The 22,498-nt window shown below is 57.5% G+C and carries 17 protein-coding genes; 10 read left to right on the forward strand and 7 right to left on the reverse strand.

Translation table 11 applies throughout. From position 1 onward, the window contains the following. Nucleotides 1-448: 448 nt before the first annotated feature. From ONZ54_RS13015 to ONZ54_RS13030, 4 genes are all read left to right on the forward strand, one after another. Nucleotides 449-1,531, forward strand: a complete 1,083-nt coding sequence (locus tag ONZ54_RS13015) for an ABC transporter ATP-binding protein (RefSeq protein WP_017412380.1) — start codon at nt 449-451, stop codon at nt 1,529-1,531. 397 nt (nt 1,532-1,928) lie between these two features. Beyond that, nucleotides 1,929-3,962 (forward strand): methyl-accepting chemotaxis protein, encoded by a 2,034-nt coding sequence (locus tag ONZ54_RS13020; RefSeq protein ID WP_271786364.1) that lies wholly within the window; start codon nt 1,929-1,931, stop codon nt 3,960-3,962. Between the two features lie 56 nt (nt 3,963-4,018). Beyond that, nucleotides 4,019-4,441: an early set domain-containing protein gene (locus tag ONZ54_RS13025; RefSeq protein ID WP_059112380.1), complete on the forward strand. Its 423-nt coding sequence runs from the start codon at nt 4,019-4,021 to the stop codon at nt 4,439-4,441. A gap of 161 nt (nt 4,442-4,602) precedes the next feature. After that, nucleotides 4,603-5,607 (forward strand): glycoside hydrolase family 53 protein, encoded by a 1,005-nt coding sequence (locus ONZ54_RS13030; protein WP_271786365.1) that lies wholly within the window; start codon nt 4,603-4,605, stop codon nt 5,605-5,607. 62 nt (nt 5,608-5,669) lie between these two features. On the opposite strand, the gene ONZ54_RS13035 is transcribed toward ONZ54_RS13030, so the two are convergent. The 3 genes from ONZ54_RS13035 to galR form a co-directional block, all read right to left on the reverse strand. Then, entirely contained in the window at nt 5,670-6,815 is a 1,146-nt protein-coding gene (locus ONZ54_RS13035) for a glycoside hydrolase family 53 protein (protein WP_005310842.1), read from the reverse strand. Nucleotides 6,816-6,883: 68 nt separating this feature from the next. Further along, entirely contained in the window at nt 6,884-8,170 is a 1,287-nt protein-coding gene (locus tag ONZ54_RS13040) for a maltoporin (RefSeq protein ID WP_096118574.1), read from the reverse strand. A 480-nt stretch (nt 8,171-8,650) separates the two neighbouring features. After that, nucleotides 8,651-9,652, reverse strand: a complete 1,002-nt coding sequence (gene galR / locus ONZ54_RS13045; RefSeq protein ID WP_005310836.1) for an HTH-type transcriptional regulator GalR — start codon at nt 9,650-9,652, stop codon at nt 8,651-8,653. 312 nt (nt 9,653-9,964) lie between these two features. On the opposite strand from galR, the gene galE reads away from it, so the two are divergent. From galE to galK, 3 genes are read left to right on the forward strand one after another with little or no spacing between them, the layout of a single operon-like run. After that, on the forward strand, nt 9,965-10,984 hold the full coding sequence (gene galE / locus ONZ54_RS13050) for a UDP-glucose 4-epimerase GalE (protein ID WP_219592454.1): 1,020 nt from the start codon (nt 9,965-9,967) through the stop codon (nt 10,982-10,984). Nucleotides 10,985-11,010: 26 nt separating this feature from the next. Next, nucleotides 11,011-12,051, forward strand: coding sequence for a galactose-1-phosphate uridylyltransferase (gene galT, locus ONZ54_RS13055; RefSeq protein ID WP_271786366.1), 1,041 nt, complete (start codon nt 11,011-11,013; stop codon nt 12,049-12,051). 9 nt (nt 12,052-12,060) lie between these two features. Continuing rightward, complete coding sequence (gene galK, locus ONZ54_RS13060; RefSeq protein WP_096118571.1) at nt 12,061-13,218, forward strand: galactokinase; 1,158 nt, start codon at nt 12,061-12,063, stop codon at nt 13,216-13,218. A 277-nt stretch (nt 13,219-13,495) separates the two neighbouring features. Here galK and araC read toward each other — a convergent pair whose 3' ends face one another. The 4 genes from araC to ONZ54_RS13080 all read right to left on the reverse strand — a co-directional run bounded on the left by araC (nt 13,496) and on the right by ONZ54_RS13080 (nt 18,170). Continuing rightward, nucleotides 13,496-14,407, reverse strand: a complete 912-nt coding sequence (gene araC / locus ONZ54_RS13065) for an arabinose operon transcriptional regulator AraC (protein ID WP_271786367.1) — start codon at nt 14,405-14,407, stop codon at nt 13,496-13,498. Between the two features lie 152 nt (nt 14,408-14,559). After that, nucleotides 14,560-15,561 (reverse strand): L-arabinose ABC transporter permease AraH, encoded by a 1,002-nt coding sequence (gene araH / locus ONZ54_RS13070; protein WP_017412388.1) that lies wholly within the window; start codon nt 15,559-15,561, stop codon nt 14,560-14,562. A gap of 50 nt (nt 15,562-15,611) precedes the next feature. Next, entirely contained in the window at nt 15,612-17,111 is a 1,500-nt protein-coding gene (gene araG / locus ONZ54_RS13075) for an L-arabinose ABC transporter ATP-binding protein AraG (RefSeq protein WP_271786368.1), read from the reverse strand. A gap of 75 nt (nt 17,112-17,186) precedes the next feature. Beyond that, nucleotides 17,187-18,170, reverse strand: coding sequence for an arabinose ABC transporter substrate-binding protein (locus ONZ54_RS13080; RefSeq protein ID WP_113721790.1), 984 nt, complete (start codon nt 18,168-18,170; stop codon nt 17,187-17,189). Between the two features lie 361 nt (nt 18,171-18,531). Here ONZ54_RS13080 and ONZ54_RS13085 point away from each other — a divergent pair, with 361 nt between their 5' ends. From ONZ54_RS13085 to araA, 3 genes are read left to right on the forward strand one after another with little or no spacing between them, the layout of a single operon-like run. Beyond that, a complete protein-coding gene (locus ONZ54_RS13085; protein ID WP_271786369.1) occupies nt 18,532-20,223 on the forward strand; it encodes a ribulokinase in 1,692 nt (563 codons plus the stop codon). Then, the gene (locus ONZ54_RS13090) at nt 20,220-20,918 is read left to right on the forward strand and encodes an L-ribulose-5-phosphate 4-epimerase (RefSeq protein WP_271786370.1); all 699 of its coding nucleotides are present in this window, start codon (nt 20,220-20,222) and stop codon (nt 20,916-20,918) included. The genes ONZ54_RS13085 and ONZ54_RS13090 overlap by 4 nt, the downstream gene beginning before the upstream one ends. Before the next feature lie 20 nt (nt 20,919-20,938). Next, the gene (araA, locus tag ONZ54_RS13095; RefSeq protein ID WP_271786371.1) at nt 20,939-22,438 is read left to right on the forward strand and encodes an L-arabinose isomerase; all 1,500 of its coding nucleotides are present in this window, start codon (nt 20,939-20,941) and stop codon (nt 22,436-22,438) included. The last annotated feature ends 60 nt before the right edge of the window (nt 22,439-22,498 follow it).

The following is a 22,498-nucleotide window of genomic DNA, read 5'->3' on the forward strand; positions in this document are numbered from 1 at the left end:
CAAGCCACTACACAATCTCAGCAAGGGTTGCAGGCTGCGTTGCCAAAAAACGCGACAAATTACATAACTAATTGATTAATAATCCACTTTCAGTTCTTTACCATGAGATCCGGTATGCTTTCCCGGTACACCTCACCAGGCCATTCCTCCATGAACTCACCCGAGAGGGCCGCCACAAGGGTAACGGTTACACCGAATGTAATTACGGTAAGCGGAGCACGTCATATCTACCAGCAGCATATGCAAAGGTTGTGATCTCATACACAAAAGAAACAGCATTTTGTGCAAGCGGTTACACTCCACTGTTATATTCCCGCCACAAGTGATGTATGCAGTCGTCGCGAAGCGGGTTTCCGGCTGTTTATGTCTGGTTCCTGATGTGTTCCCCGTGTCACAAACGACATCGAGCATCATGACAGATTGGATTTATAATCAAGGAGTTAGCAGTATGGCGAGTATCAGTCTGAACAGTGTTGTCAAGCGTTTCGGCACCAACGTGACACTGCACAATGTGGATCTGGAGGTAGAAGATGGTGAATTCACCGTTTTTGTCGGCCCCTCAGGTTGTGGCAAATCAACCTTGCTGAGAATGATCGCCGGTCTGGAAGAGATCTCCGACGGCCATATCGCCATCGGGGGCACTGTGGTCAACGATGTTGCCCCTGCCCACCGTGGCGTCGCCATGGTATTCCAGTCCTATGCCCTCTATCCCCACATGACTGTGGCTGAAAACATGGGTTATGGATTGAAGGTGAACGGAGTGCCCAAGGATCAGATCCAGCATCAGGTCGGCATGGTTGCCAAGACGCTGCAACTCTCCCATCTTCTTGACCGCAAACCAAAACAGCTCTCGGGGGGACAACGGCAGCGGGTTGCCATTGGTCGTGCCATAGTGCGCAACCCCAAGGTGTTCCTGTTTGATGAGCCCCTCTCCAACCTGGATGCCGAACTGAGGGTCGAGATGCGCCTGCATATCGCCAAGCTGCACCAGGAGCTGAAAACCACCATGATTTATGTCACTCATGACCAGATCGAGGCCATGACACTGGCAGACAAGATAGTCGTGATGAACTACGGCAAGGTGGAGCAAGTCGGCTCACCCATGGATCTCTATTACAAACCAGTCAATCAGTTTGTGGCCGGCTTTATCGGTTCACCCAAGATGAATTTCCTGCCAGCCCAGGTCATTAGCTGGTCTCCCAGCCAGTTGGAGCTCGCACTGTCAGAGCAAAGAACCATCACCCTGCCCATCATCACCAACGAGCTGGCAGCTGGCAGTACTATCACATTGGGCCTGAGGCCAGAGCACCTGGTTCCTGGCGGTGATGGCATCCATCTCTCCTTCACCTGTGAAGTGGTTGAGCGCCTTGGCAACAGTACTTATCTGTTCGGCCAATGCTGTGGCATCGACGGCTTCAAGCTGCTGCTGCCCGGTGACAATGCCTTCAAACCGTACCAGCAGCTCGATGTTTTCTTCTCACCTGAGCACTGCCTTGTCTTTGCCGCCGATGGCACCCGGATCAGCCGCTAACCCCTCTGCCTTCTCTACACCCGCTTTTATCCATGCCAGATTTGCCCCCGCCAATACCGGGGGCTTTTTTCTTCCCTGATCCCATGCCCTGCCGCTCACCCTTAACCTCAGACCCAAAGCACTCCCTTCCTGCAGCACAAAATACCAGCGAAATGAGAGCCGGCTCTCAACCCTGTTTAAATCCTATTTGGTTGAGCACCATGGCGGTGTAACAATAACCACAAATAGTGAAACATTACACAAAATCAGTGAATTTTAGTACAAAGACACGCCTCTATAAAGCGTCGTGAAGTATGACTCACACTCACCAACCTCCTGATAAAGCTGGCTAAGAATACCATATTGGTGATCCTCATCGACGGTCAGCCATGTCACTCTCAGTATGTAAGCGATACCAATGAAAATACCAATACCACAGATATCCATCATCCAGCGCCTGATATTGGGCTTTGGTCTGATCATCACTCTGCTGGTTCTAGCCGTAATGGTCTCGTTACGAGCAGGCAACCAGCTGGCCATGCAGGTCGACATCCTGACTGGCGAGGTTGCTCCCACTCTGGTTCAAAGTCGCTCGGTGACCAAAGACTTGTTTATGCAAGACAAGGCGCTGCGTGGCCTGCTCACCCTGCAGGCGAGCGATGACGTCAGCAAGGGACGAGCCGAGCTTGCACGCTGGCAGCAGGCGTTTGAACAGGACTTGGCACTGCTTGGCAACAAGGCCTCGCACCACCCGGCCATGATCAGCCGCATCCATGCCCTCACCGAGCAGCAGACGACCTATTGGCAGCTTGCAACCCAGATTGTTGACAGCTGTGCCGCCAACCTGAAGAGCCAGCAGATCCTGACAGAAGACACCTCCCTGACCCGTGACAACAAGCGCCTGCAGGGAGATCTCGCCATGCTGGTTGAAACACTGGGCGCCCACTACACAGCCGGACTCAAGAATGCGCTGGTCAACCAGCTGGAGCTGTTATTCACCAATACACAGGCGGCGATGAAGCTGCAGGATGCGGCCCGTATTGCGGGGCAACTGACCAGCAACCAGACACTCAGCAAGGCTATCCAGCGCCAACGCCAGACACTGGCGGCAGAACTGCTCAAGCAGGAGAGCGCCTTTGGCGGCAAGATCGATCTGGAGCAGTCGGTGGGCACCCTGTTTGACCGGGTTGTACAACAGAGCGCAGGCAACGCAGGTTTGCTGGCAACCCACCTTCGCCTGGCACAAGAGAGCGATCAACTGCGCAACCAGAGCACTCAGGCCACCCGTATCATCGACTCGGTGCTGGGTGAGCTGGCGGAGATCGACAACAGTATCGATACCCAGCTTGCCAAGCGAGTACAGAGCAGCAAACAGATCCTGAGCCAGCTGCAATCCCTGCTGTTTGTCGGTCTGCTGCTGTCGCTGGCCGTCAGCGCACTGGTGCTCTGGCGCATCATTCACTCCATCCGAACCCCCATCAAGCAGACCCTGACGGTGCTCGAAGCCCTGAGTCGGGGTGATATGACAAGGCGCATCAGCCATCGGCAACAGGATGAATTCGGTCAACTGGCCAAGGGGATCAATGCCCTCGCCCAGGAGATGAGCAACATGCTGGGGCAAATTGTGATGGCCGCCAGCTCGCTGGGGGAGATGGCCAACCAGAACCAGTGTGCCCAGCTCAATGCGCAGCGGCAACTGGAGCAGCAGCGCAGTGAAACGGCCAGTGTTGCCAGCGCCATGCTCGAGATGGAGCACACGGTACGCGATGTGGCAGAGAGCGCCGGACATGCCCAGCAAACGATCAAGGAGGTGTCGACGCAAGCCCGTTCCGCCAGCACCATGAGTGAAAACACCCTGACGCGCATGACCCAGCTCTCCCATCGTCTGGCGGATTCGCGCCGCATCGTCGAGGAGGTCCACGGGCTGGGCAACAACATAGGCAGCATTCTGGAATTCATCAGCCGGATTGCGGAACAGACCAACCTGCTGGCACTCAACGCCGCCATTGAGGCAGCAAGAGCCGGAGAACAGGGCAGAGGCTTTGCCGTAGTGGCAGACGAGGTACGCCAGCTGGCCAAGCACACCACAGAATCCACCACCACCATTCAGGCGATGATCACGGCGCTACAGCAGAGCGTGCACAGGGCCGTCACCACCATAAGTGGCTGCACCGATGTGATGGCACTTTGCGCCGATGACAGCGAACAATCCCGTCACACCTTCATCCACCTCGCCAGCTCGCTGCAACAGGTGGCGGATCTCAGCATCCAGATCGCCATTGCTGCCCAGCAACAGCAGAACACCAGTCAAGAAATTGCCAGCAACATGAACAATATCAACAGCATCTCCGACGATAACCAGGAGATGCTGACCCGCGTTGCCCACACCAGCAGTCAGTTGCAACAGCTCTCACAACAGCAGCTCACGCTGGTACAACGATTCAGCCTGTAACCTATTGCCGGTCGACACCGGCCGGCGCCACTGAGACACAACACAAGGAAACGACAATGCTCAAACACACGCTCCTGGCCGCTACCCTGCTTGGTTGCCTTCATCCAGTCTGGGCCGCCGAGGCCGATACGGCGCAGACTCGTCCTCTCTTCCTGCGCGGGGAGATGAACAACTGGGAGGCCCCGGCCGCCCAGCAACTGGTCCAGAGTCAACCTGATCTGCTCACCGTCACCACCAGCCTGCAAGCCAGCCACGGCGCCTACAAATTCAAGATTGCCGATGAGAAGTGGAAGAGTGATACCACCTACGGCCAGTTCGACCCCGCCAGCAAGGTGGAAGCCGGCAAGCCAGTCATCGTCAAGGCCGGTTACCAGTGGAGCGACATGAAGTTCACCCCCCTCGAGGATGGGGCCTACCTCTTTACCCTGGATCGCCGCGATCCCGCCAGCATCCAGCTGACGGTGAGCAAGGCGCAGTAACGCTCCCATGGGCCGTCTCCGGCCCATATTACGTTTGCCCAGCACCTGCCTGGATGTGCCATGGCCATGGCGCATCCAGGCAGGCGATTGCCCTACAACCTTCCCCCCTGCCCCGGGTTCAGCCATGAGCCCGACCCCTTTTCAATTACGGAGAAATAAGGATGAAACTGAGCTTGATCAGTGCTCTGGTGCTTGGCGCCAGCATGCTCTACCCGTCAGAAAGTACTGCCATGGTCAAGGGAGCTGACGTCAGCTGGCTAACCCAGATGGAGCAGTCCGGCTACAGGTTTTACAACGACAGTGGCAAGCAGCAAGATTTGTTGCTCACCCTGAAGCAGCACGGCATCAACGCCATCCGGCTGCGGGTCTGGGTCAATCCGGCCGGAGGCTGGAATAGCCTCAACGATGTCATCGCCAAAGCCAAACGGGCCAAGGCGGCGGGCCTCGATATCATGATCGACTTTCACTACAGCGACAGCTGGGCCGACCCGGGTAAACAGACCAAACCGGCCACCTGGCAGGGCTATACCTTCGAGCAGTTGATGTCCAACGTCTACTGGCATACCTACAACTCGCTCGTCGCCCTGAAGCAGGCCGGCATCACGCCAAAATGGGTACAAGTTGGCAACGAGACCAACAATGGCATGCTGTGGGATGACGGCAAGGCATCGGCCAACATGCGCAATTTTGCCTGGCTGATCAACAGTGGTTATGACGCCGTCAAGGCCGTCAACAAGTCGACCAAGGTGATAGTCCATCTCGCCAACTGCGAGAACAATGCCCTTTACCGCTGGATGTTTGACGGCCTCAAGGCCAATGGCGCCAAGTGGGATGTGATCGGCGCATCCATCTACCCCACCCAGACCGGCAATGGCGATTGGTTCTCCATGAACAACCGTTGCTATGACAACCTTGCCGATATGGTCAGCCGCCATGGCAAGGAGGTAATGATAGTGGAGGTGGGCATGCCCTGGGATGATCCGAAAAACAGCTACGACACCCTGGTCGACCTGCTCAACAAGATGAAATGGATCCCGGACAACAAGGGATTGGGCGTCTTCTACTGGGAACCCCAGAGCCATAACGGCTGGCAGAATTACTCGCTCGGCCTGATGGATCAAGGTGGCAAACCCACCTATGCCATGGATGCGTTCCTGCAAAACTGATCGCAACATCACCACTGATAGCAGGGGGATCTCTTGGCATCCCCCTGCGCTTCAAACAAGCCTTACTCTTTTTTCGTCACCGATCTCACCGCCAGAGCCAAGGATCTGAGCGCCGGTAAAGCTCGGCCATCGGCATCAAACAGGGTCACATTATCCCACTCATTCCCCGCCCCCCGCTTCCAACCAGCCCCCGCTACCGCAATGAACTCGGGCTCCCAGTAGAAGAAACCTAACCCTCGCCCCTGCGGTACACCATGGATCTCGCGCAGCAACTGCCACAGGAAGTCGCGCTGCCCCACCGGGGTCATCGGATAGGTCTCTGGTCCGGTATGGGTGTAGATGTTTTGCTGCTGATCCCCATTGCCCTGTGTCCAGGGGTAAGCCGTTTCAACCACGATAACAGGACGGGAAAAACGGCTGCTAAGGTCAACCATGTTGCGAGCCAAATCCCTCATGGCGCCATGCCACACCGGGTAATAAGAGAGTCCCATCACATCGAAGGGAACCTTGCGGACGAGGATCTCTTCGAACCAGTGACGACAACGCACGTTATCGCCACCCGCATCCAGATGCAGTATGACTTGGCTCGAGGGTGACACTGCCTTGACGGCGCGAGCGCCTGCGGTAAGAAACAGGGCCAGATTATCCCAGTGAGGCAAACGCCCCAGCGGCCACATCATGCCATTGGAGATCTCATTGCCCACCTGAACCCAGGCCGGGGTGATCCCCTCCCTTTGCAAACGGCTCATCAGCTGGTGAGTAAATTGATAGAGCCGCTCGCTGACCACAGCCACGGACTTGTCACGCCAGGCAACCGGCATATGCTGCTTGCCTGGATCGGCCCACCAGTCGCTGTAGTGGAAGTCCAGCATGATCCTGAATCCCATCCGATGGGCCCGCCTGGCCAGAGCAATCACATGATCCGGGTTGTTATACCCCTCAACCCCGCTCTGATCCGCCGGGAAGCGATCATGCTCGCCGGGCTCATTCCAGACCTTGATACGAATGGCATTTATCCCATGACGCTTGAGGATAACCAGCAAGTCTTCTGGCCGCGCACCATCATAAAAACGGGCACCGGCCGCTTCCAGCTGCGGTAAATGGGAGACATCCGCCCCGATAATCATGGGTTCCCCCTCCTTGCTCATGGACGATGCACTCATCAGCAACATGGCTCCCAACAACGGTTGCCACCCCTTCCAACCCATCGGCGATCTCCTTGTCCGGGACAAAAAAGGGAGCCAATGGCTCCCTGATTGTTCAACCTGTGTGGCGCTTACCACCAGGCTTCGGCCTGTACCCCGAAGTTCCAGGTGCTGTCATCTTCCCCCCCATTGAATGACTCGCCTTCACCATCTTTCAGGTAGCTGGCAAACACACGGATCTCTGGGCGGGCAAACATGCTGGGGCCGGCAGACCAGGCCTGCGCCAGGGTGTATTTTTGACCACTGGACTTGTCTTCAGAACCACTGGTCCAGGTCTTGGTGCTTTCATATGTACCGGCTTCAACCAGCGTCTTCATGATATCGGTCCAGGCATAACCGCCACGAGCCACTGCACTGAACAACTCAGTGTTGTCGTGCCATTCCTGCAGTTTTTCACCCTTACCATAGGTAAAGACATGGTTGACAGAGAACTTGTCACCCAGGGGAATATCACCGGTCAGGATCACCCGGTAACCCTTGGCGTCATCAGTGAGTTGCCAAACGTCATACCAACCGCCCCCTTGGGAGATCATGTTCTGGGCAAGCCCCTTGTTCGCATACTGCAGCACCAGCTTCTCGTTGATGCCGCTGCCAGCAAAATACTGACTCATTTCTGCCGTCAACATGACACCGTTCTCGGGATCGTACTTGCCACCTGTGGCTTTCTGCTCATCGGTCGGATTGGGCATGGCATAGCTGACGCCCGCCTCAGTCCAGGCCCCTTCCCAGGGTGCCCAGCCGGCATACCGCAGATCCAGGAAGTTGACGTTCAGATCATTGTCGACAATCGAGTTATCGATATCGTTGCCATCAGAGCGGATCCACGCCAGCGAGAATGCACCCGGACCCGCCTTGAGGTTTTCAATACCGGCACCTGCACCCGAGATATTCCAGTATTTGGTATCGATGATGTGAAGATCGTGGCGCTGATAGAAGCGCTTGCCCGCCCAGACCACAGCATCGGGGGCAGCAGAGATCAGCCCCTTGGCTTTCACATTGAATTGACGCAGGGCAAATGTCGCATCTTCACTGCACTGCTTTTTATCAAAGTCACAGACAGTTGCCGTGCTTTCATAATCATTGGAACCATTGCTCTGCATGCTGAACATGCTGTCAACGTAGAAAACCTTGCCGTCCTTGTTGTAAACCTCCTGACCAATACCAATTTCGGTATAGGTATCACTTTCGTTACCCAGGCGTCCGACAAGGCTCTGATTGCCGGTTTGCATATCCCCATCTTGGGACACACCTACGCCGGATCGAAAATAACCAGAAAAATCAACAGCATTAGAACTAAATGCTGTCATTGACAGTGCCAGGGCAACGGATGTAGTCAGTAGCTTCACTTTCATAGTCATTCCTTTATTCCACTGTTGCATTGTTATCTTGATGAACGCTCACCAATCCAGAGGGAAAGCGCTTTCACTAGCCGGGGTGGATTATAGAAAGATTCAAGCCAGCACTGACATGATGCAACTCACATAATTGTAATTATTACATAAACAAAGCATTTAATTACTAAACAAACAATAATGAACTCTATTTAAGTTTATGATTATTAAGGAATAAAAAACATAAATTAAGGTGTTATCGATTACACTTTTTATGCATTCAGAAAATCAACGGCGATGACGACATACGGAGATTGCAACGGGTCCATCAAAAATGTGAGCAGCATCACCTGGTGCAAGACATGGATGGATGATGGCGCTGTTGCATCTGGACAGCCATACGCAGCAACAAGAGGAAGAGTACACAGACAAGGAAGAGACAAAAAAGGCAAGGCGCCTTGACGGCCTTGCCTGATGACTTATCAACAGCGGGGGATCAGGGGAATGTCAGTCAATACTCCGGACCGAATGACGGCGAACCAGAGTAGGGCTAAACATATGGGTCGTCTGGGGCAGGGGTCCCCCTTTTGACAAGGCGATCGCCAGCTCGGCAGCCTGGGTGGCCATGGCGATGATGGGATAACGCACCGTCGTCAAGCGAGGGCGCAAATAACGAGAAATCAGGACATCATCAAATCCGACCAGTGATAGCTCCTGCGGTACCTCGATACCATTGTCGCTCAGCACGGACAATGCCCCTGCTGCCATTGAGTCGTTATAGCAGACCACTGCCGTCATATGCTGGCCTCGGCTCAGCAGTTCAGTCATCGCCGCCTCACCGCCCAGTTCATCCGGACTGCCACGGGAGATCAGGCGCTCATCGACGGCTATCTCGTGCTCTTGCAACGCATCAAGGTAACCCTGCAAGCGATCTTGTGAGTCAGAGATCTGATGATTGGAGCAGAGAAACCCTATCTTCTTGTGCCCTTCCTGGATCAGATGACGAGTTGCCAACCAGGAGCCATAACGATCGTCCAGCGCCACACAGCGGGACTCGTACCCGGGGACGATGCGATTGATCAGCACCATGCCAGGGACATAACTCATCATCTGGATCAACTCTTCATCCGGCAGCATTTTGGCGTGCACAACCAGCCCCGAACAGCGATGGCCAATTAATTGCTCTATCACATGCTTTTCTTTGACGGCATCGTGATAGCCATTCCCGATGAGCAGGAAGTTGCCCGTCGACTGTGCCACTTGTTCTACGGCTTTCACCATGGTGCCGAAGAAGGGGTCGGACACATCTGCAACAACCAGCCCCAGTGTCTCGTTGCTTTGATGGGCCAAGGCCCGCGCATTGGCGTTGGGATGGTAGTTGAGTTCATTCATCGCCTTGAAGACAGCATCACGGGATGCCTGACTCGCCTTGGGAGAATTATTGATGACACGTGAGACTGTGGCGACAGATACGCCAGACAGGAGTGCTACATCTTTGATTGTTGCCATGGATTAGCTTTTCCGGTGAACGGTACAAATAAAAACCATTATTTCATGGGTTCAAGATACTACCGGCATTTCCCATGCCTGACACGGCTTTCATCTAAAAAGCGGGAGCATCCTATCAATACATGTCGGCGGCAGTGTAACTCGCTTACATACACAAAATCCCGACAAGCCAGCTTTCCGAAGACCATTTGTGACAAAAATCACATTAAATGCACAGTCATCTTCCCTCCCCTTCCCGGCAAGAGCACAATAAGGGAAAGCGGTTACACAACAAAAACACCAACAGGAATGAGCACCAAGGAGCGCCACATGTTGAAAATCCTTGTCACCGGTGGAACTGGTTACATAGGAAGTCATACCTGTCTGCAGCTTATCGCTGCCGGTATGACCCCCATACTGTTAGATAACCTCGCCAACAGCAAAGAAAGTGTTCTCGAACGTATCCAAACTCTCAGTGGACAGCGCCCAGTGCTCTATCGGGGGGATGTGCGTGACGCCAGCTTGCTGGATCGGGTGTTCGCGGAACAGCAGATTGATGCCGTGATCCATTTCGCCGGACTCAAGGCCGTCGGGGAATCAGTGCAAAAACCCCTTGAGTACTATGACAATAATGTCAGCGGCACTCTGGTTTTGTTGCAGGCGATGCAGCGTGCCGGGGTCAAGACGTTGTTGTTCAGCTCATCGGCCACCGTCTACGGCGAGCCGGATGCCATGCCTGTCCGAGAGGAGAGCCCAACCCTGCAAGCCACCAATCCTTATGGCCAGAGCAAGCTGATGGTTGAGCGCCTCATCAAGGACTTTGCCAATGCGGCGCCCGATTGGTCATTGACCCTGCTGCGTTATTTCAATCCGGTGGGCGCTCATCCCAGTGGCTTGATGGGTGAGGACCCACAGGGGATCCCCAACAATCTGATGCCCTATATTGCCCAGGTGGCGGTAGGACGCCGTGACAAACTCGCCATTTTTGGGGATGACTATCCCACCCCGGATGGCACTGGCGTGCGCGATTACATTCATGTGATGGATCTGGCCGACGGGCATGTGGCGGCCTTGCAGACCAAGCTCGGGCAGTCGGGCGTTCATGTCTACAACCTGGGAACAGGACATGGCTACAGCGTTCTCGACATACATGCCGCCTTCTCCCGGGCCTGTGGCCGTGACCTGCCTTATGAAATAGTGCCACGGCGCACGGGAGATATCGCCCAATGCTGGGCAGATCCCAGCCGGGCCCTCACCGAGCTGGGCTGGCAAGCTCATCGTACCCTTGATGACATGACCGCCGATACCTGGCGCTGGCAATCACAAAATCCGAACGGCTATCCGACCCTATGAGTGGCCAGCACGAGGAGCATTTATCCATGCAATTTGAACCAACCGATCACCCGCATCGTCGTTATAACCCGCTGATCCAGCAGTGGGTACTCGTCTCGCCCCACAGGGCGAAACGCCCCTGGCAGGGTCAGCAGGATGAGCCGGATCGTACCCTGCGAGCCCCCCACGACCCTGGCTGTTTCCTCTGCGCAGGCAATACCCGTGTCACCGGTGACAAGAATCCGGATTATCAGGAGACCTTCGTCTTTACCAACGACTTTGCCGCCCTGATGACAGACACACCGGCAGCACCGGCCAGTGACGATCCCCTGTTCCAGCTGGAGAGTGCCCGTGGTACCAGCCGGGTGATCTGCTTCTCACCGGATCACAGCAAGACACTGCCCGAGCTGCCGCTCCCGGCACTCACCGCCGTGGTCAATACCTGGTGCGAGCAGACCGCAGAGCTGGGACATGATTATCCCTGGATCCAGGTATTCGAAAATAAGGGCAGCATGATGGGTTGCTCCAATCCACATCCCCACGGACAGATCTGGGCCAACGGCTTCTTGCCCAACGAAGCCGTGAAAGAAGACAACGCCCAGCGGGAATACCTTGCCAAACATGGCCGCGCCATGTTGCTCGATTATGTCGAGCGCGAGCGAGCCGATGGCCGTCGCACCGTGGTTGAAACGGAGCACTGGTTGGCGGTCGTGCCCTATTGGGCCGCCTGGCCGTTCGAGACCTTGCTGCTGCCCAAGTTTTCGGTGGCGCACCTGCCCGCATTGAACCCGCAACAGCGGGCAGACCTGGCGCTCGCGATCAAGAAACTGACCAGCCGTTATGACAACTTGTTCCAGTGCTCTTTCCCCTATTCCATGGGTTGGCATGGCGCCCCCTTCAATGGCGCAGAGAATGACCACTGGCAGTTGCACGCCCACTTCTACCCGCCCCTGCTGCGCTCTGCGAGCGTGCGCAAGTTTATGGTCGGCTATGAAATGCTGGCAGAAACACAGCGTGATCTAACGGCAGAGCAAGCGGCCGAACGACTGCGTGCTGTCAGTGATGTCCATTTTCGCGAACAGGTTTGAGGTTGAGTTATGAGTATTGAATCACCACGCAGCGTGACTGATACCACGTTTTACACCCAATACGGTTACCATCCGACCCTCGCCATCCAGGCGCCAGGTCGCGTCAATCTGATCGGTGAACACACGGATTACAACGACGGTTTTGTGCTCCCCTGTGCCATTGACTATCAGACAGTGATCAGTGCGGCTCCTCGTCAGGACAGCCTGGTGCGAGTCATCGCCGCTGACTACAACAATCAGCAGGATGAGTTTGATTTGAGCCGTCCCATAGCGTCACGCCCTGAATACATGTGGGCCAACTATGTACGGGGAGTCATCAAGTACCTGCTGCTGCGGGGCTGCGAACTGACCGGTGCCGATCTGGTGCTCAGTGGCAATGTCCCGCAGGGCGCTGGCCTGAGCTCCTCCGCCTCTCTGGAAGTGGCCGTGGGGCAGATATTTAAGGAGATGAATCACCTCGACATCAGTCAGGCCGATATCGCCCTCAATGGGCAACTGGCAGAGAACATGTTCGTCGGCTGCAACTGCGGCATCATGGATCAGTTCATCTCGGCTCTGGGTCAGCAGGATCACGCCCTGCTGATCGACTGCCGCAGCCTGAGGACTCGCCCCGTCCGTATTCCGGCTGGCATCGATGTTGTCATCATCAACTCCAATGTTCGCCGCGGACTGGTCGACAGTGAATACAATGCCCGCCGGGCACAATGTGAAGAGGCGGCCCGCCATTTTGGCGTCAAGGCGCTGCGCGATCTGACCATGACGCAGTTTGTCTCCCGAGCCGATGAGCTGGATCCCGTCGTCGCCCGCCGCGCACGGCATGTCATCTCCGAGAATGAACGGACCCTGGCCGCAGCCGATGCCCTGGCCAATGAAGACATGCTCATGATGGCAGAGCTGATGGCGCTCTCCCATGCCTCGATGCGGGATGATTTTGCCATTACCGTGCCCGCCATTGATGCCCTGGTCGACATCATCAAGGAGATCATCGGCAGTCGCGGCGGTGTGAGAATGACGGGTGGCGGCTTCGGTGGCTGCGTTGTGGCGCTGGTGCCACATTCACTGACCTCGATAGTCTGTGAACAGGTCAATGCCCGCTATCCCCAGGTCAGCGGGTTGCAACCCAGCATCTATATCAGTAAACCCTCGGCAGGCGCCGGTATCCTCTGATGTCCCTGACGATGTCGCTATCGGGCACTCTTCGTAGCCATCACGAATAGTGACATCGTCGGGAGAGAACTGACGCCGGTTTGAACGCGTTGCACCCTAGCCAGGCTCTGGCAGCAAAGACATGGGCAAACATGGCACCGTCATCTCTCCCATCCTCTTCAACACCAGCAGGTCAATCGGCAAACAGGGACGTCAGTGACGTCCCTGTTTGCGGCCAATACCCGGTGCTTTGATGCAACTCGCCCGTGCTTTGCTTCACCTGTCTGCAATCCCCCTGTCAGAGCGGGGTGGCGCATTTGCGATATTCGGTCGGGCTGACACCGACCCGTTTCTTGAACACTCGTGAGAAGTAGAGCTGATCGTCATAGCCTACCTGCTGGCCAATGGCGGCGACCGACATGGGCGTGGTCTGCAACAGGAGCTTGGCCCGCATGATCCGTTGATCTTCGCGCCAACGCACTATGCTCACCCCCACTTGCTCGCGAAACAGGTGGGCCAGCCGCGAAGGAGACAAAAACACCTTCTCGGCCAGCGCCTCGACCGATATCTCAGCCGAAAGCGAGTCGCTCAGGATCTGGCACGCTTCGTGAACCCTGTGATCAATGGCGGGATATTCCATCAGGGAGGACGCCTCGTAACAGCGGATGAGCAGCCGCTCCAGCAGGTTCATCGCCAGTTGCTCCGACATGGGCCTCAGCTGTTTGTGGGTCTCTTCGATATCGAGAAACAGCGCATCAAACTCCTCTAGCAACTGGCCGTCTGCCAGATTCAGGCGCCCCACATTGGCGACCGCCCGCGGCCACTTGAGCCAGTCGGCCCAATAGGCTCTTGGCCGAAAATAGACCCAGCGGTGATACCACTCCCGGGCATCCGGTGCCCGGCCGTAATAGTGCACGGCCGCGGGCGGGAAGAGCAGCAAGTCGCCTGGCTCCACCGTGAACGCCTGATCACCCTGAAAGATCTGCCCCTTGCCCTTGATGGTCAAGTTGACGATGAACCCCTTCATGCCATCAGGTCGGTCGATGATGAAGTCGAGCGGGCTGTGTTGCTCGATAGGTGTCATGCCAGAGACGAGGAAGACATCGAAGGCATATCCGGGCAACAGGGGATTGAGTTGTTTTGGCTTCTCTTTTTGCATTGATGACATGGCACAAAAAAGCGCTTGGGTAAAAAAATCGGCATGGGCCATTGTAGAGACTCGCTTTGGGAACACGCTATCTGACGGCCAGCGCAGTGTGAATTTATTGAACTGGCTCACAGTCGGGTCTGCTGCGCGCAGGGGGAGGACCAGACAACAAGGCCAGCGAGATGCTGGCCTGAGATGGCGTGAGAAAACCAGGGTCAGACTCGTGCCTTGCGCACCTGCTTGTAGCGGTCGAACAGGACGGCGGCGAGCAGGATCAAGCCACGCACCACGTACTGGGCGAACGGGGATATGTTGAGCAAGTTCATCGCATTTTCCATCAAGCCCAGGATCAACACACCGGCGATGATGTAGGAGATCTTGCCAATGCCCCCCTTCATGGAGACCCCTCCCAGCACGCAGGCGGAGATGACCACCAGCTCGAAGCCGATGGAGGTCATGGGCTGCCCGGAGGTCATGCGGGAGGCGAGAATGATCCCTGCAATCGAGGCGATCAGCCCCGTCATGGTGAAGATGATGATCTTGGTGCGCACCACGTTGACCCCCGCCAGCCGGGCGGCCTCTTCATTGCCCCCCATCGCCAGGGTATTGCGGCCAAAGGTGGTCTTGTTGAGCAGCAGGCCAAACAGCACGAAGCACAGCGCCGTCAGCCAGATAGGCGTCGGGATCCCCAGCAGGGCTGAGCTGCCAAGTTCGAAGAAGCCCTCCTCCACTATGCCGACCGCCTTGCCGTCCGAGATGATGTAGCCCACCCCGCGCGCCATCTGCATGGTTGCCAGCGTGGTGATCAGGGCATTGATCTTGAACTTGGCCACCACTATGCCGTTGATGAGGCCAAACAGGACGCCGACCGACATGCCGGCCAGGATGCCGACCGTGATGCTCTCGGTGGCGTTGATCCCCACGGCGCAGGCCACGCCGGAACAGGCGACGACCGAGCCGACCGACATGTCGAATTCACCAGAGGCGAGGCAGAACAGCATACCGCAGGCCACCATGCCGGACATGGAGACCGCAAGGCCCAAGCCACGCATGTTGATCAGGCTGGCAAAGTTGGGGATCAGCACGCAGGCCAGCAGGAACAGGATGGCGAAGATCACCAGCATCCCGTATTGATCCCACACTCGAGCCAGTTGCACTCTGGTGCCGGTGGCCGCCGAGACAGTCGCGGCCTGACCGACAGAAGTCGTTGTTGTCATGGTATTTCTCCTGATTATTCCGGATGCTGTTACATCGCTGTCATGGGTTATCAACGGGCCGGCATGGCCAGGTTTAGCGCCTTGATTTCATTGGCGTCATGGTGGGAAAGCTCCCCTGCGATCACCCCTTCCCGCATGACCATGATCCGATCCGCAATGCCCAGTACCTCCGGCAATTCGCTCGAGACCACCACGACAGCAATACCTACCTTGGCCAGATCGTAAATCACGTTGTAGATTTCATTTTTTGCCCCGACGTCGATGCCGCGGGTCGGCTCGTCGAGCAAGATGACCTTCATGTCTTCGGAGAGCCAGCGGCCCAGAATGGCCTTCTGCTGGTTGCCGCCGGAGAGGTTCATGATGGCTTGATGAGGAGACGGTGTCTTGACGCGCATGTCGCGGATCCGCAGCCTCGCGTTCTCGTCTTCCCATTTCTGATTGATCCAGAAGCCTCCCCACGCCTTGTGGCGCCGGGCGCTGATATTGATGTTTTCCTGCACAGAGTGGATGGGGATGATGCCGAGCGCCTTTCTGTCCTCGGTACAGAGCATGATGCCGCTGTGAATCGCATCGATGGGATTGCGGATGGGCACCGGCTTGCCGAACACCGAAATCTCGCCGGACACCATCTTGTCAGCACCAAAAATCAGCTTCATCAGCTCGCTGCGACCCGCGCCCACCAGACCGAAAATGCCGAGGATCTCTCCCCGTTTCACTTCAAACGAAATGGGTGCCTTCAGGCCGGGTCCCATCAGGTTGCTGACCTGCAAGCCAACTTCCCCCAATGGACGAGGGCTGTAGCCATAGATATCCGTCAGCTCGCGCCCCACCATGGTCTTGACCAGCAGATCCCGGCTGACCTCCGCCATAGCGTCAAAGGTGCGTACAAACTGGCCATCCTTGAAAACGGTGATGGCATCACACAACTCGAAGATCTCGTCCATACGATGGGAGACATACAAGATGACCTTGCCCTCATCGCGCAGCTGGCGAATGACCCGAAACAGCTGCTCTATCTCGCGGGACGACAAGCTGCTGGTCGGCTCGTCAAAGGCGATGATATGCGCATCCCGGGTCAGGGCCTTGGCGATCTCCACCATCTGCCACTGGCCCAGCGACAAGTATTTGAGGGGCGTCTCGGGCGACACATCCATGCCGAGGCGCGCCAGCTGTCTGGTCGCATCCCGGTACAGTTTTTCCCGATCGATGACACCGTGACGAGTGGGCAGCTGGCCCAGATAGATGTTCTCGGCGATGGTCATCTCGGGGACCAGATGCAACTCTTGGTAAATGATGGCGATCCCGCTCTCCAGCGCATCGACCGTGTTTTGAAACACCCTCTCCTGGCCATCCAGCTTCACCACCCCTGTGGTGGGGGCCTGAAAGCCGCTCAGTATCTTGAGCAGGGTGGATTTGCCTGCGCCGTTTTCGCCCATCAGCGCATGCACTGTGCCCCGGTGACAGGAAAAGGAGACGTTTTGCAGCGCCTTGACGCCAGGAAACTCCTTGCTGATGCCGCAAAACTCCAGATAAGGAACTGACTGATCCATGTGTTTACTCCAGGTAACAGGCATGGGCGGTTTTGCGCCATGCCTGTAGAGATGTCAGGGGTTAAACCGCGCCTGTCACAGACCTTTTTTCTGCAGCTCGACCTTGAAGTTGTCGCGGGTAATGAGCACAACGTCGGTCACTTCGGTGAACTTGGCCGGCTCTACGTCATTGACCACCCAGTCATGGAGCATCTGGATGCTCTTGTAGCCGTGCACATCCGGGCTTGGCAGCAGAGAGCCGAGGAAACCGGTGGCGCTGGACTTGGACAGCTCGTTCACCGCATCCACCCCATTGATACCGATACCGATGACGTTCCCGGCCTTGAAGCCCTGCCCTTCGGTAGCGCGTACGCCGCCGAGCACAGTGTTGTCATTCATGCCGACGATGAGCCAGTTCTTCACCTCGGGATGCTGCACCAGCATGGAGTTGGCGGCGTCCAGTGCCCCCGGAATGTCATTGGCCTTGGTCGGCGCACGATAGATCTGGGCATCGGGGAAACCGGCGGCCTTGAGCGCGCTCAGAGAACCCTCAACCCGGCGACGGGCGGTATCCAGTTCATCGGCCGTGATGGCAAGCACCCCTGTCGCCTTCACGTCCCACTGGCGTTTTTGCATCTCCTTGTAGAGCTCCTGCCCCTGGCGTTCCCCTATCTTGGTGGCGGCCATCATCACCAGCGGCACATTGTCCATGGGCTTGCCCTTGGCGTTGACGAACTGATCGTCCACCGTGATGACTTTCAGCCCCATGCTGTTGGCCTTGGCCATAATGGCCGAGCCCAGCTTGGGATCAGGGGTGCAGATGACAAAGCCCTTGGCGCCGTTGGCCGCCAGGCTGTCGATGGCATTGAGGGTCTTCTCGCCATCGGGCACGGCAATCTTGATGACATCAAAACCGAGATCCTTGCCGGCCTTGTCGGCAAAGGTCCATTCGGTCTGGAACCAGGGTTCCTCCGGCTGCTTGACCAGGTAGCCCAACTTCAATGCCTCAGCAGAGAAAGCAGAATTTGCTATACCGAGGGCAAACCCTACTGCCATCATGCTTTTAACTATTTTGTTCATGCGAGTGTCTCCAACTGTTCTATCAATCCATGTATCAACGAAGTGCGGCTGCTCAGTTGATTCACTCCGTAGCCGCATAAAAGCACGTTCAAACATGACGTTATTGTTGTCGCTAGATGAGCGAACCAAGTTGTAATCGTTTTCACATGAAAAAATGGAGAGCAGGATCACGCCATGAAATTGCAGCCATTTTGTCTATATATTTAGCAAAATAGTCACATATCAAATTCCAGAGGGTCGTCACCCTCTTGCACTGACAGCGTTTAAATCCATATTTCCAGCAGCCAATGGCTAACCGTCCGCTCTGTGCATCCCCTATGGTTCCTCCCTGTTACCCCTTCATTGATGGTCAGGAGCACATATGTCTGAGCACCCCAGGTCCGAGCACATCGTCATCGGACTCGACTTCGGCAGCGATTCGGTCAGGGCACTTGCCGTGCGTTGCCACGACGGCGCTGAACTCGCGACCCATGTCGTCTACTACCCGCGCTGGCAAGCCGGCCACTACTGCCAGCCAGTCACCAACCAGTTCCGCCACCACCCCCTCGACTATCTGGAGTCCATGGAACAGGCGGTGGTGCAGGTGGTGGGCCAGCTCTCCCCCGCCCAGCGCGCCGCCGTGCACGGCATAGGGGTAGACAGTACGGGCTCGACGCCCGCCCCCATTGATGAAGAGGGCCGGGTGCTGGCCCTGCGCCCGGAATTTGCAGACAACCCGAACGCCATGTTCGTGCTGTGGAAAGATCACACCGCCATCGAGGAAGCAGAAGCCATCACTGCGCTCTGCCACGGCGGCCAGTTCCCCGACTACAGCCGCTATATCGGCGGTGTCTACTCCTCCGAGTGGTTCTGGGCCAAGATACTGCACGTCTCCCGCAGCGATGCTGCGGTGCGCGCCGCCGCCTGCAACTGGGTCGAGTTGTGCGACTGGGTACCCGCCATCCTGAGCGGCACCCAGGCCCCTGCCAATATCAAGCGCGGGCGCTGCTCCGCCGGCCACAAGTCCCTCTGGCACCCGAGCTGGGGCGGCCTGCCAGCTGCCGATTTTCTCAATGCGCTGGATCCGCTGCTGACCCAGGATCTCGACTTCCCGCTCTTTACCGACAGCTGGACCGCCGATCTGCCGGTCGGTACCCTGACGCCCGAATGGGCAGAGCGGCTGCACCTCTCCTGCGAGGTGGTGATAGCGGGCGGCGCCTTTGATTGCCACATGGGCGCGGTCGGGGCCGGAGCCGGCAACAATGCGCTGGTCAAGGTGATAGGCACCTCCACCTGCGACATCCTGATCGCGGACGAAGCCACCATAGGCGGGCGTGCCATTGCCGGGATCTGCGGCCAAGTGGACGGCAGCGTGGTGCCGGGGATGGTGGGGCTGGAGGCGGGACAATCGGCGTTCGGCGACATCTACGCCTGGTATCAGCGCCAGTTGAGCTGGCCGCTGGACCGGTTCGCCGCTCAGTATCCGGAGCTCTATACCGCCATCGAGGCCCACAAGCAGCAGCTGTTGCCAAGCCTGGCCGCCGCTTGGGATCAGCAACGCGATCTGGCCCACCTGCCGGTGGTGCTCGACTGGTTCAACGGACGCCGCACCCCTTACGCTAACCAGCGCCTGCAGGGCACTGTCACCGGCCTCAACCTGGGCACGGATGCGCCCGACTTGTTCGGCGCCCTGGTGGCCTCCACCGCCTTCGGTGCCCGCAGCATCATGGAGTGCATGACTAGCCAACAGGTGCCGGTGGACCAGGTGATCGCGCTCGGCGGCATCGCCCGCAAGTCGACCACAGTGATGCAGACCTGCGCCGACGTGATGAATCGCCCCATCCAGGTGGTGGCATCGGATCAGTGCTGCGCCCTGGGCGCGGCCATCTTTGCCGCCGTGGCGGCCGGTATCTACGCGGATGTGGCTGATGCCCAGCGGGACATGGCGAGCGCCGTGGAGCGCACCCACCAGCCACAACCTGAACGGGTCGCCGAATATGAGCGGCTCTATCAGCGTTACCTTCAATGGAGCCATGCCGCCGAGCCCCTCTACAACCAGGGAGCACTGGCATGAATCTCAAATCTCTCAAAGAGCAGGTGCTGACCGCCAACCTGGATCTGCCGCGCCATCATCTGGTGACCTTCACCTGGGGCAACGTGAGCGGCATCGACAGGGAGCGGGGTCTGGTGGTCATCAAACCGAGCGGCGTCAGTTACAACAAGATGCAGCTTGAGGACCTGGTGGTGCTGGATCTCGCCGGCAGACAGGTGGAGGGGGCCCTGCGCCCCTCCTCCGATACCGCCACTCACCTGGTGCTCTATCGCACCTACCCTGAACTCGGCGGCGTGGTGCATACCCACTCCACCCACGCCACCGCCTGGGCCCAGGCGTGCCGCGCCATCCCGATTTTTGGCACCACCCAGGCCGACTATTTCAACGGCGAGATCCCCTGCTCCCGTCTGCTCACCCCAAGGGAGGTCGAAGAGGATTACGAGGGGCTGACCGGTCATCTCATCGTCGAGACCCTCAAACAGACCCCCATTCTCACCATGCCGGGGGTGCTGGTGGCCAACCACGGCCCCTTCAGCTGGGGCAAGGATGCGGATGAGGCGGTGCACAACGCCGTTGTGCTGGAAGAGGTGGCGCGCATGGCGTGGCTCACCGGCCAGATAAACCCCCAGGCGCACGCCCTGCCAGACTACCTGCTGGAGAAACACTACCAGCGCAAACATGGCAAGCACGCCTATTACGGCCAGACCGAGACTTAATCAATCAAGAGGACAAGATCATGGAATTTATGAAACAGCTGGAAGTGTGGTTTCTGGTCGGCAGCCAGCACCTGTATGGCGCGACCACCTTGAAGCAGGTCGCCGATCATGCCCATACCATGACCAGCCAGCTCAACGAGGGGGCCGGGCTGCCCATCAAGATAGTGCTCAAGCCCACCGGCACTACCCTCGATGAAATAAGCAGCGTCGCTCGCGATGCCAACCACAACGAGCAATGCGTTGGGCTCATGGTGTGGATGCACACCTTCTCCCCCGCCAAGATGTGGATCCCGGCCCTGAGTCAGCTGCAAAAGCCTCTGCTGCAATTTCACACCCAGTTCAACCGGGATCTGCCCTGGCGCGAGATCGACATGGACTTCATGAACCTGAACCAGACCGCCCACGGCGGGCGCGAGTTCGGTTTCATGGGGGCCCGCCTGCGACTGCCACGCACAGTGGTGGTCGGCCACTGGCAGGATGAGGAAGCCAGGAGCAAGATCGGCAACTGGATGCGCATCGCCGCCGCCATTCACGACAGTCGCCACCTGAAGATTGCCCGCTTTGGCGACAACATGCGTAACGTGGCCGTCACCGAAGGCGACAAGATTGAAGCCCAGATCCAGTTCGGCTATCAGGTCAACTACCACCCGGTCGGCGACCTGGTAAAGGTCATCGACGCCGTGCCCGCCGCCGATATCGAGGCGCTGCTGGCCGAGTACGAACAGAGCTATACCCTGACCGAGGCGGTGCAGGCAGGTGGGCCGCTGCGCGCGTCCCTCTACGAGGCGGCCCGCCAGGAGTTGGGGATGAAGAAATTCCTCACCGAGGGCGGTTTTGGCGCCTTCACCACCACCTTCGAGGATCTCTACGGCCTGCACCAGCTGCCGGGGCTGGCCTGCCAGCGCCTGATGCAGCAAGGCTTCGGCTTCGGGGCCGAAGGGGACTGGAAGACCGCGGCCCTGCTGCGCACCATCAAGGTGATGGGGACAGGCCTTGCGGGTGGCACCTCCTTCATGGAGGACTACACCTACCACCTGGAGGCGGGCAACAACCTGGTACTGGGATCCCACATGCTGGAGGTGTGCCCCTCCATCGCCGCCGACAAACCCGTTCTGGATGCCCAGCATCTGGGGATCGGCAAGAAGGCCGACCCTGCCCGCCTGCTGTTCGCTGCGCCAGCCGGCAAGGCGGTCAACGCCAGCCTCATCGACATGGGCAATCGCTTCCGGCTGGTGGTCAATCAGCTGGAAGTGGTGGACCTGCCAGAAGCCATGCCGAAATTACCGGTGGCGAGCGCCCTGTGGAAGCCCCTGCCTAGCCTTCAGACCAGCGCCGAGGCCTGGATCCTGGCGGGCGCCGCCCACCACTCTGTGTTCACCCAGTCGGTAGACATAGCGCAGCTGCGCACCTTCGCCGACATCATGGGCATAGAGTTCGTGGTGATTGACGAGCACACCCGCATCCCCGAACTCAAAGAGACGCTTCGCTGGAATGAGGTCTACTACAAGATCTGCAACTGACTCACTTCTTCGGCCAGCAGCCACCAGCATGACAGCAGCCCCGCCAGCGGGGCTGTTTTT

Source organism: Aeromonas salmonicida, from assembly GCF_028355655.1.
Classification (GTDB): Bacteria; Pseudomonadota; Gammaproteobacteria; order Enterobacterales; family Aeromonadaceae; genus Aeromonas; species Aeromonas salmonicida.